Consider the following 12,176-nt stretch of genomic DNA (forward strand, 5'->3'; position numbering starts at 1 on the left):
ATTACCACTCTACCTCTCCAACATTACAAGCCTCACCCTCTTCTTCACTTACGATGTTTCCATCTTTAACGTAAATTACTTTGTCAGATATCCTTGCTATTTTTTCATTATGCGTTACCATGATAATTGTAGTTTTTTCCTCTTTTTGTATCTTTTTTAGCACCTCTAAAACATTCTTACTTGATTCTGTATCTAATGCACCAGTTGGTTCATCACAAATTAGTATTTCTGGATTTTTTACAATTGCACGTGCTATTGCAACACGTTGTTTTTGACCTCCTGATAACTGGTCAGGAAGTTTATACTTATGTTCACCTAATCCTACTTTTTCTAAAGCCTGTTTTGCATCTTTTTTAGTCTTACCAACTAATTTTCCTGATAATTGAACGTTTTCTAACACTGTTAAATTATTCAACAAAAAATATTCTTGAAAAATATATCCGATTTTTTTAATTCTAATACTTTCCTTTTTCTTTTGCGAAATGTCCTTTAAACTATACTCATCCCAATAAACATTACCAACACTAAAACTCTCAAGTCCTGCAATAATATTTAAAAGCGTAGTTTTCCCGCTTCCACTTGGCCCTAAAATTGTTACTAATTTAGACTTTGGAATATTTAAATTAACATTTTTCAATATTTCAACATTACTATTCCCATTTTTAAAACTTTTGTATAAATTCTCTACTTTTATCAATTTATTGTAGCCTCCGATCCAATTTCATTATTTGCCCAAATTTCGCCTAATATATTGTTTGCCATATATTTAACATTTTCAGGTGCTATTAATCCTATATGATCTGACTTTATATCAAAGAAATATGTTTCTCTTGCAAAATAAGTCCACTCCTTATAATTTTTGATTTCCTCATCTACTGCATTGAAATAATATATTAATGTATTTATTTTTCTCGCTGGAATAATGTAGTTATAATGAGTTTCTTCAAAGCCTCTTACTAAACTTAGATATTTAATTACTTGTTCCCCATCCTTATCAATATGCATTTTCATAATTAAATTTTTCATATATATAGGCATTTTTTTCTTTATAAACCAGAAAATCAATTTATGTCTAACTAAAAATTTACTGAATATCCTCCATAAATCTTCAGTAGTGTTAATTATCGTTCTATTAGTTTTAAATGGAATTCCAGTTTTTCTGAAGAATACTTTTTCCTCTTCTAGTGTGAATGTATTTCTTTCTCTCTTTTGATTCGGTGGAATTGCATTTAACAAAACTAAATATGGTACTATTCCTTTTGATTTTGTGCACATTTCATATGCGATTTTCCCACCAATACAATATCCAACAATTAAATAAACTTCTGTAACTCCAATTTCATTTAAGTATCCTATATATTTATTAGCAATATCGCTAATATCATGAATCTTTGGTGCATATGTCATGGAACTAGCATCATACCGTATTCCATAAATATTATATTCTTTAGCGATATCTTTGCAGAAATTAATATATTGAATAATTTCTCCACTACCATCGTGTATAAAAACAATATTTTTTTCTCCACTTCCTCTTCTTAATAATATCAGGCTATTGTTGAAAAAAGTTCTATCCTTCATTTTTCACTACTCCTGTAATACACTCAATTGTAGCATCTTGGAAAAAGTTCATAATATCTATATTAACTCCATATTCCTCCTCTGCCCTCTGTAACACCTTCATTACCTTTAGTGAATCCCCTCCATTTTCAAAAAAATTCTTATTTTCATCTATATTATCCTTTTTCAGAATTTCACTCCACAATTTTATAACATCCTCTTTTTTCATATTACACACTCCTCCAAGTTTATTATCATCTTTTTAGCTTCAATTTCCAATAAATTCAAGTCATCTAAGCTGAAATAATTGCTAGTAATAACTATTTTAGTATCGATATCCCTTTCATAAATGTGAATTGTACACCCGAAATTTTCCGGATATAAAACAATGTTTTCTTCTATTTTCATTCCTTTTGGAATTTCATACTCCTGAAAAGCCGTAATTACAATTTGAAATAACTCCATCCCATCATTGGCTTCTACCACCTTTGCATAAGGGATAAACTTATTTGAAATAGAATAATTTAAGCTTTCTTGTGTCTGCCTATAATCTTCGATACTCTCCTTGCATGATACTATAAATGGAATTGTATTTATCATTGGTCCTACTATATTCTCAACTATCTTTGAATCTCTCAGATTCACTGGTGTCCCTACTGTATACACATCACCTTTTTTAAGTCCACCACTTTTCTTAATTCCATTCATAAATATTACGCTTAAAAGGGTCTGCATAGATATTGATATACTCTTTTTAAACTCCAATAATACTTTATTCTCTTTTTCAGAAAAAATTATTATTTTCTTAACTGTTATTGTTATAGGACGTTCCAATTTGCAGCACTTAAGACAATAAAAACTGCAGCAAGAATACCCAAGAAATCCGTAGATAGTTTTATAATTGATACTAAACTGCCTACGGCATATATTTTAAATATATCTTATTTAAAGTGTATCTTATCTGCGATAGAATATAAAGCAGAAGCGACCGTAATTCCATCAATTTTACCCAAAACATTAGAAAGTTTTTCAGTACTATAAAATTTATCATCTAAAGTTCCTAAGTGGCATCCAGCACCGAAATCAGGCATACATGCAAAATTACCCATAGAAGTTTTTCCAATCAACACCAATATACCAGATCGACTATCAATTCTTATTTCATAATGGCTACCATAATTAACTATAGAAGTTATGCTGCCCGTCCAGGTTTCTTTTCCTTTTTTAGATTGATTTACACATTGAAACACCATTTATATATATCGCCGTCCTTTATTAGAATTAAAATGGATTTTCATAATCTTCTGCCGTAGGCATTTCTTGGCTAAGCTTTGTATAAAGAAAATTTATTTCCATTCTTAGTTGTCTATTATCAAACTCCAAATCTACAATGAATCTATTAAGTTTATCTATTTTACTTTTATAATTTTTACAATTAGTATCATCATTATATTTTTTGTTTCCCATATGATAATTTCTCCTCCGCTATTTTTAAAATTTCCTCAGTAAGTATGGATGTTTTAAGCTTATATGCCTCAAACATAGCCGCATAGCATAATTGATTTATTTTCCTTGGAATTCCAGAAGTCATACTATGTATAAATGGAAAAGATTTTTCATCAATTATTGGGTTTTTACATATAGCCATATCAAGCTGATAATTAATATATTCTTTAGTTTGAGCAATGCTTAGACCTGAGCAATCTAAAAATAATGATATTCTCTGTTTTAAAGGCAAATTAACGGAAAGATTAAGTTGATTAATAATTGAAGGTAGACCAGCAAGAATCAGCGAAAAATTCCCTCCTTCATCATAAAAACTTCGTATCTCGTCAAACATTGGAATAGAAAGTGTATGCGCTTCGTCGATGATAACACAATTAAATTTTCCTTGTGAATTCTCTTCATTAAAGTAGGATATAATTTGATTTTTTATATCATCAGCATTAAATGAGGGTTTTAATCCAAGCTTAATCGCTAAAGTCTTGTAAAGAGATTTTTTATTAGGATTAGATAATTCGGCCCCAACAACTCTAAATTCAGAAGGATCAAGGTCATTCATAGCATAAAAAATTAATGAACTTTTTCCAGACCCTGATGCCCCTGTAACTGCAGCTATTTGTCTTGAATAAAAAACTGTGGAAATAAAGTCTAAATTGGTATTAAATTCATCATACTTAAAACTTTGTTTTGTCCTATCTAAGAAAGGCATTTTAGCTAGTGCAAATCTTTCTAGAATTGCTGTTTGAACTTTTGTATTCATATTTTTTCAACCTCCGGTTAAGTTTTTTCTTTGTTTAATTTGGATAAATATATACTTTTAAGCTGAGTTAGATAGTATAAGAAATTCCGCTTAAAATCTGGTGTGGTTTCTTTAATATCTGTCAGTATAGATATTAAAATCTCACGATTGAAGTCTTTAAACGTTTCCCATAGCTCGTAGAGCTTTCCTTTTTCGGCAAAAGTGACATTATCAATATCTAAAAGTTGCGAAACTAACTCTACAAACTCAGTTTTAGTTATAATATAATCTTTATCTTTTAGTGTCTTCGATATGTTTCCATTTTCAACAGGTTTAACTTTATCATCTACAGTTTGAATCACTACATTTTTAGATAAACTTATAGATAGTTGTTCTTTTAGGTAATCTTGATAATTGCTTTTTATGCTAATTAAATACTGCTTTGATATTTCGGAATCTGAGCAGGGATCTTCTTCTATAGTACCTACAGATTTATGCTTCTGTCTTTTAAGGTTGATAATATTTGCAATTCCAAAATATTTACAATTACAATAAACATGAATAGAATCTAAATGGAAAGGGCTATATCTTAAACCAATTTTCTTCCCTACAAGTTGCCCATCAATTTCATAGGTATTACCTTCAAAGGAAATACAACCATATTTATCTACCGTTCTTTCGTCATAATGAAGAAATATTTCATCAAGTTGCACTGGCGAAAAAAAATTCAATTTAGTTCCTTGATTTAAAGAACCCATCCAGCTTTCAACAGGTGTTTTGCTTAATGATGAATGAATTCTATCGTGATATTCTGTTTTAAGCCACCCCTGAAACATATCGTTTAGCTCCATAATATTTAACACTTTATTTTGCTTAATTTCAGTTACAAAAGAGCTCTGAACATTTCTCCAAAAGACTTCAATTTTTCCTTTTCCTTGTGGATGATAGGGGGTCGAATATATTAATTTTATACCAAGTTTTGCACAAATTAACTTGAAGTTATCAGAGATAAACACCTTGCCATTATCGACATAAAGAGAAGTAGGAGCCCCAAACTTAATTACTGCTTTTTTCAATGAGTCCTCAAGTCTTGTTAATGTTGCATCAAAGTAAAATTGACAGTGTAAAATTCTTCTCGAATGGTCATCTATAAAACCAATTAGGTATACTAATTTGCTGGAACCACTCCCATCAGAAATATAAAAGCCTTCCATAATATCAGACTGCCACATTATATTGATTGCTTTTTTCTCATGTTTAACATAAACCCTTGTATCTTTAGATAGATTTTTTCTCGTGTAACCATAATAATATAAAATTCTGTTTACTGTTCGAATGTTTAAAAAACCTTTATCAACCTTCTTTACTATCTCTAGCATAGCTACAATCTTTTGAGCTGAACGACAAGGGAGTTCTTCCTTTAGATTTAAAATATCTTTTAATAATTCTTCTGATATAGATGGATGCTTTCCCTTATTTGATTTTATTTTTGGTTTCAAGCCCTCAAATCCATACTTTTTATAGTTGCCATAGTAGGTAAATATAGTTCTTTCTCCAAAGGTAATAGTTCTTTTATTTACAGGGTCATTAAAAACAGTTTGTGACAGCGAATGAGCTGTTTTTCTTATCGTGCCTGCTTCTGCTTCAATAAGTGGTAGAATAACTGTGTACCTGAAAAATGCTATAGCATCATCGACGTTGATGCTTCCTTGAAACATAAATTCACCTTCCTTTTCTTTCGTTTATAGATTAATTCTACAAAAGATAAGGAAAATATAAAAATAAAAAATTCTTGCTATATCAAATTTAAAATATAAGTGGAGGTAAAATGATATATATTGAAATTAAGTTTTTATAGAATTATTATGGAAAGGAAAAACCCTCTATTTTCGAGGTAGAATAAAGAAGAAAGATAGGCGAAATAGTATTATTTTAAGAACTTGTCCTAAGAATAAAGACGTCTGAAAGGTCATAAACTATCTTAAAAATTTGAAAAATCCATTGAGGTAAGAAAGGCTACCGCCTTTTAATATAAGTGCTTCAGAGCATACAGTTCCTGTTAATAACAGTATAAATATTTCTTTGAATTTTAAATTAATTTTCAAATAGTCATTAAACTTAATGCAGTTTAATGTGGTATTGAATGTTTCGGTATACTTTGCATTAAGCAATGCTGAGAATTTTTTACATTCTACTGTTTTATTCACTCTTTGGCATGATCTTATTAAAATATCTTCGCACTCTAATAAGTCTCCAGAATCCTCTATGTAATTAAAAACATTTTCACCCTTTCCTACATTTGTACTGATAAACTCAATTAAATCTGTAGAGATTTTATTGTATTTTACAACAAACGATGGAAACACACTTATGTATATCTTTTGGCCGGAGGCCGTTTCCCATAATAATGTTTGTATTTTTATTCTTCTATAGGCTAAATTATTCCCTACTGTAAAATATATTCCTCGTTTAAACGTACCATTTTTCTTGAGTTTATCTGATTCTGGTATACTTAATTCCTTTCGGATTGAACTTTTAGAAAAACCTTTAAAATACTTTTTTTCATAATCTTCACAAAAACTATTGAAATCCATATTTAATTGTATTATGATGTTCTTAGGGTTTTTCGTAGTAGTTTAATCCTAAACAAAAAGCACAAGTTGTATTCAATACATCTTGTGCTTTTCTACATATATTTAAAGGTGCTGATATTCATGTCTAAAAAGTATGATTTACTGCAAATATAAATGTCCTCTAACACTGTTATGTCTTTCTTACTCTTCATTTCACTAAGCATAGAAGGCAACGAATTTCTTAATATTTTTACAAAGTTTTCTTTTTCAGTTTCATGAATCTGGTTATACTTATATCTCATATAATCCCTTGCTTCTGAAAAATAAACCTCTTTATCTGTATGCTCACTTATTGTAAATACTTTATGAAGCATCTGTAAAATAGTTATTCCATCTGAAATTAAATGATGCATTTCAAATAAAACATATTTAGTTTTATCATTAATGCAAATATCCGTAATTCTCACTAAAGAATCTGTTAGAATATTAAATGGTTTAATTTTCCCCTTAAGTTCATTCAAGTCATTCAGTTCCAACTGTTTATGAACAATTTTAAAATCTTCATTATAATGCATTAAAAACCGGCCTTTTTCGTATCTAGCATTAAAATGGAAATCTCTTTTCGAATATATATATGACTCAATTTTTTCAATTAAAATATCTGATGCATCCATTTTGATAAGTGATCCTACTATATATGTAGTATCCTTACTATCCCTAATCTGCTTTAAAATCATTGCCATTTGCATTTCAGTAGGTTCATATTCAACCTTGAATTCACCTTTAAATTGATATATCTTTTCTGTTAAATCTATACTATCAATATATCTCGCCAATTTTCTAACACTTTGATACTTCATTACAGTATCAAACTCAACAAAATCACAATTATTTTTTAAACAAGCACTTATTTTTATGGCCATCAATGAATTACCGCCAATAGCATATAAATCATCATCTAATGAAAAATTATTAATACCCATTACTTCTGCAAATATTTCATAAACAAAAGCCTCAGTACTACTCAACTCTTGAGATGTTTTTATGGAATTATATTTTTCATACATTTCTCTTAATTTTTTCACATCAATTTTCTGATTCTTATTCATAGGTAATTTATCTACTTTAAAAAACTTTTTTGGAATCATATAATTAGGCAATGATTTTCCTGCTTGTCCAATGATTTTTTCTACTTCTACATCTTCTTCATGAAATAATACTAGCATAGAGTTTACTATCACAACTTTAAAAGTTTTTTCAAAAAAGCTTTGCATCTTTTCTTCAACAGCTGATAATTCTATTCTATATCCATTTACTTTAACTTGTCTTCCCTTCCTATTTTTATAATAGTAATTACCATTTTCAAAATAGCAGATATCACCAGTCTTATAATAATTATTACCAGCTATATTGCAAAATACACTATCTTTACCTTTATAATTGTAATAATTGTCAAGTACCCCTACACCAGCTAAAACCAATTCACCTTTTATACCATTAGGTAATACAACCCCAAAAGGATCTACAATGTATGATTTCATATTATCAATTATTTTTCCAATAGGAACATCTCTACCATCATTTGAATATACCATACCTGTTATTTCAATTAAATGACAATAACAGGTTGCTTCTGTTGGTCCATAACAATTAAATATCCTCAGATTATCAAAACTAGTTAATCTATTAGCTAATGGTTTAGTCAAAGCCTCACCAACGCTTCCAACTTTTCTCAAGTGTTCATACACAATATCACTTATACCTGATAATGCTGAGGGTGTACCTAACACTGTGTCAACTTTATTTTTCAAAATGCAATCCAATAGATATTCTTCATCAAAGATCTTCTCTATATCAATCACTACCAATGTTCCACCCTTTAAAAAAGTTCTATATATAGGATCCACAGTTAAATCGAAAGTTAATGAAGATAATAATAATGATACATCATTTTTTTCAATAAACTCATTCGCAGGATTGCTTATCAAATTATATACACCTTTACGTTTTACCGGAATTACCTTAGGTTCTCCAGTCGTTCCTGATGTACAAAAATAAGTTAATATACCACTTTTATTTTTAATAAAAATATCTCTACTTAAATTAATCTCAAAAGATTCATTTTCTAATAACTTAGGAAATTCCTGATATTCAATAATTGCAATTTCTTCATTAGCAAAGAATAAATTTGTAAATTCTTTATTTAGAATAAGTATAGTTTCTTTGGGAACTTTCGAATTCAAAAACATATATGGTATTCCTAGATATATAGCTGTAATCATCATTACAAAACTTTCAATGGAAGGATTACCATAGATAAAAATAACTTCTGGCTCTTTATCTGCTATTCGTATTTTAATCTTATCCACATTATTAAGTACATTTATAAGAATGTGTTTGAAAGTAATAGTTCTATCTTGAGTCACTATTGCGTTACGCGAAAGATTATTTTTAAATGATTTATCTAGAATTTTTTCAAATGAACATTCCTCATCATCATTAAGATTAGAGTTTAATGATTTATAATCTATATTAACAAATTTACTGTCGCTGAACTTTCTAGTTTTCTTTTCATCTTCTGAATACTTTACATATTCAATAATATATTGTTTCATCATCTCAAGATATGCTTTTACTTCATTTGATGAATATTGTGTTTTTTTATAATCTACACGTATAGATATACTATCCTGAGCTTCAAATACTGTAAAAGCAAAATTATATGGACCTCTTCCAGTTTGTAACCATTTTACATCCATTTGGTTTAATAAATTTTCATCTAATAATTTTCCAATAGGAATATAAGAAAACATAATATTTGCATAAGTTTCTCCAACTTTAGATACCTGATAAGATGAATATCTCACCAAACTAGTAAGTTCAGAAATAATTTTTTCCTCACTTTCCTTAATCGTACACTCATAAATATTTTCAAAAAACATTGGCAATATATTAACAAACATCCCCAATGATTTATTCTTATTTTTTCTTCTGAGATTTACGGCAAAGTCTATAGCAAATTTATCATATTCATCTGAATAAAATATTGGATAACTTCTAACTAGTCCCATCAAACTTGAATTCAATACTCTTTCCTCTGTCATTCTTATTTTACTAACTTCTTCTGGGGTAAAATCTATGTTTTCAACTCCTAGTTCTTCCAGATTTTTATTTCTAATTAAACTACTGAATTTTATTTTCTTACCATCCCAAAAACCTTGATTTATTTCTATCATTTTTTCAGTAAGACGATATTCATTTGTATCATTTACTTTGGTAAGATCTTTTCCAATCAACTTAAGATATAACCTGTTTAACAAATTATATATTCCAATACCATCTATAATACTATGGTGTACAATAAAATAAATAACTATTTTTTTATCCTTCATTCCCTCTATAAGAACAATCTTATATAAATAACCTTCGGGTTCTAGCCATGAATTATTATTTAACATCTCATTCTCAAGTTCTTCTATTTTATCTGACTCTATCTTTACCTTTTCAAAATTAATACTCTTAAATACCTTTTCTTTTATTTTAAACACGCCATTCTCTGTAATACTAAATGTAAGGTTGAAAATATCAGATTCTTTTACAATTTTATTAATCTCCTCGTCAATTTTATAATGTGGAAATTCATTTTCCAAAACTATTGCTTTTGTTGCCAAAACATACTCTCTATTCATGTAATTACATCCATTAACCCCCAGAGAGTTTAATAAAAAGTTCTTATCCATCCTAACGCCCCTTACTCTATATTTCTTAAATGTATTTTTAATAAATCAATATTTAATGCTAGTCACTAAATATTTTCTTATAATCTATCTTTCCATTTTTAGTTAAATCAATATTTTTTACTTTTATAATTTCAGTTGGCATCATATATTCTGATAAATATTTTGCCATATTGCTTCTCAAACTTTCAATATTTAGAGTAGGATATTCTACAACTTTAGCAATTATATTATTATTTATAGTTCCAACCGCACATCTTGTATCAATAAGACTACTAATAACATTTTCAATTTCATCTAATTCTATTCGATACCCTCTTATCTTTTTTTGCCTGTCAATTCTTCCTAAGAAATTAATATATCCATGTTCAGTAATAATGCCTAAATCACCAGTCTTATAGCATCGTCCTATTTCTCTTAAATCTAAAAATGACTGAATAGTCTTTCTTTTATCTCTAAAATATCCTTTTGCTACTCCTTTTCCACCAATATAAATTTCACCCTTTTCACCAACTTCGCATTTTTCCTGTTTATCATTTAAAACTACTAACTCTTGATTATCTAAGGCATAACCATATGGTATTATCTCCTCATTTGTAGCGAGTTTTGAATATTCAAAATAATTTGACCAAATAGCACATTCAGTAGCACCACCTAAGCTGATTATATTTGCATTAGGAAAATACTGCTGTATTTTTTGAGCTGTAGAAACATAAGTTTTATCACCACTTAATAAAATAGTTTTTAAAGAACAAAAGGATTCCATATCACGTTTAAACTGTAGAAAAAGTACTGTCATTTCCATTACCATAGGCACTGAATTCCAAACGGTTACTTTTTTAGACATAATTATTTCTAAGATATGAGGTGTATTTCTACTATCTTCAATTATTACAAGCTTTGCTCCTAACATTAAAGTATTAAATATATCATAAACAGACAAATCAAAATCAAATGGAGCTAAATTAATAATTATATCTTCTGAGTTAATATTAAATTTATTATTCATTGAAATGAATGTGTTAATCATATTATCATATGTAATTTCCACACCTTTAGGCTTTCCAGTTGAACCCGATGTATATATAACATAAGCAGAATTTTCCATTGATATTTCGTTTTTTAAATTGTCCACATTTAAATTGCCCACATTTAAATCTATACAATTAATAATCTCTTTAATTGTTTCATAACCTAACAAACTATTTTCACATTGTTCATAAATGTATTTTTTTCTTTCTTCTGGCATTTTTTCATCAATTGGTACATAAGACTTATTTGACTTTAAAATTCCTAACATACCTACTATTGTTATTATTGTTTTTTTGAACTAATGCAAATATAATCTGAAAATTTTTCATTATTATCTTGTATAAATACTGCAACTCTATCTGACAAATCGTCTAAATTTTTATATGTAATGCTCTTACTATCTGCCTCCTCTATCGCTATCTTATCTGGATACTTCATAACACTGTTTTTGAATTCCTTCCAAAAAATATTAATTTGATTCATAAATAACCCCTCCAATATTCTAATTACTGTATTCCCAGTGGGCTAATATAACTTACTATATACGCATATATGTTACTTTAAATAACATATATGTGTATTACTACATTATAAAGAAGTTTAATACAAAGTCAATATCTTTTTTAAAAAAACTTTACATATATGTAAAGTTTTAAGGTTTGTTGTTTTATAAATATCTTTTATACGTGTGAATTAGAGAGAAAAATAAATGATTAAGGCTAATTGGGGTAGTAACCGCGAAATGCGAATTTTATACGTTAAGATATTTGTTACAAAAATAGTGATATATTTAAGAAAAACATTAAATATACCAGTGTTAATTTAATGTTTTTCTTGAAGATTTTATATTAGGGGTACCGCCAACATTGTCGGATTATCTATACTAAAAGAGCAGGAAACGAGTAATCTGAACCTATTGTACATTGTATACATATAATCTTGGTAACCGCCATTTGCCCCAATAAAATAGTGCTCTTAATTATAATTTTAATCAAGGTTAAAATGAACGTGGAAAGACCGACCTTGACCAAA

12 protein-coding genes are annotated in these 12,176 nt (G+C 28.3%); all 12 read right to left on the reverse strand.

Going from position 1 to position 12,176, the window contains the following annotated elements:
* Position 1: 1 nt before the first annotated feature.
* Positions 2–697 carry an ABC transporter ATP-binding protein gene (locus ACREWB_RS03785; protein WP_431546152.1) on the reverse strand — a complete coding sequence of 232 codons (696 nt, stop codon included), beginning with the start codon at positions 695–697 and terminating at the stop codon, positions 2–4.
* Positions 694–1,581 (reverse strand): thioesterase domain-containing protein, encoded by an 888-nt coding sequence (locus tag ACREWB_RS03790; protein ID WP_431546153.1) that lies wholly within the window; start codon positions 1,579–1,581, stop codon positions 694–696. Before ACREWB_RS03790 ends, ACREWB_RS03785 begins: the two co-directional genes overlap by 4 nt.
* The gene (locus ACREWB_RS03795) at positions 1,571–1,789 is read right to left on the reverse strand and encodes an acyl carrier protein (protein WP_431546154.1); all 219 of its coding nucleotides are present in this window, start codon (positions 1,787–1,789) and stop codon (positions 1,571–1,573) included. Before ACREWB_RS03795 ends, ACREWB_RS03790 begins: the two co-directional genes overlap by 11 nt.
* The gene (locus tag ACREWB_RS03800) at positions 1,786–2,394 is read right to left on the reverse strand and encodes a condensation domain-containing protein (RefSeq protein WP_431546155.1); all 609 of its coding nucleotides are present in this window, start codon (positions 2,392–2,394) and stop codon (positions 1,786–1,788) included. Before ACREWB_RS03800 ends, ACREWB_RS03795 begins: the two co-directional genes overlap by 4 nt.
* Positions 2,395–2,501: 107 nt before the next feature.
* Entirely contained in the window at positions 2,502–2,813 is a 312-nt protein-coding gene (locus tag ACREWB_RS03805) for a DUF6618 family protein (RefSeq protein ID WP_431546156.1), read from the reverse strand.
* A 28-nt stretch (positions 2,814–2,841) separates the two neighbouring features.
* Positions 2,842–3,027: a hypothetical protein gene (locus tag ACREWB_RS03810; protein WP_431546157.1), complete on the reverse strand. Its 186-nt coding sequence runs from the start codon at positions 3,025–3,027 to the stop codon at positions 2,842–2,844.
* On the reverse strand, positions 3,008–3,823 hold the full coding sequence (locus ACREWB_RS03815; RefSeq protein WP_431546158.1) for an ExeA family protein: 816 nt from the start codon (positions 3,821–3,823) through the stop codon (positions 3,008–3,010). Before ACREWB_RS03815 ends, ACREWB_RS03810 begins: the two co-directional genes overlap by 20 nt.
* 17 nt (positions 3,824–3,840) lie before the next feature.
* On the reverse strand, positions 3,841–5,520 hold the full coding sequence (locus ACREWB_RS03820; RefSeq protein WP_431546159.1) for a DDE-type integrase/transposase/recombinase: 1,680 nt from the start codon (positions 5,518–5,520) through the stop codon (positions 3,841–3,843).
* 258 nt (positions 5,521–5,778) lie between these two features.
* Positions 5,779–6,396, reverse strand: a complete 618-nt coding sequence (locus ACREWB_RS03825) for a hypothetical protein (RefSeq protein WP_431546160.1) — start codon at positions 6,394–6,396, stop codon at positions 5,779–5,781.
* 92 nt (positions 6,397–6,488) lie between these two features.
* Entirely contained in the window at positions 6,489–10,115 is a 3,627-nt protein-coding gene (locus tag ACREWB_RS03830; RefSeq protein WP_431546161.1) for a non-ribosomal peptide synthetase, read from the reverse strand.
* A gap of 58 nt (positions 10,116–10,173) precedes the next feature.
* A complete protein-coding gene (locus tag ACREWB_RS03835; protein ID WP_431546162.1) occupies positions 10,174–11,412 on the reverse strand; it encodes an AMP-binding protein in 1,239 nt (412 codons plus the stop codon).
* A 14-nt stretch (positions 11,413–11,426) separates the two neighbouring features.
* The gene (locus ACREWB_RS03840) at positions 11,427–11,627 is read right to left on the reverse strand and encodes a hypothetical protein (protein ID WP_431546163.1); all 201 of its coding nucleotides are present in this window, start codon (positions 11,625–11,627) and stop codon (positions 11,427–11,429) included.
* Positions 11,628–12,176: the final 549 nt, after the last annotated feature.

The sequence above is a fragment of the Clostridium sp. genome (genome assembly GCF_050717635.1).
Lineage (GTDB): Bacteria > Bacillota > Clostridia > Clostridiales > Clostridiaceae > Clostridium_AD.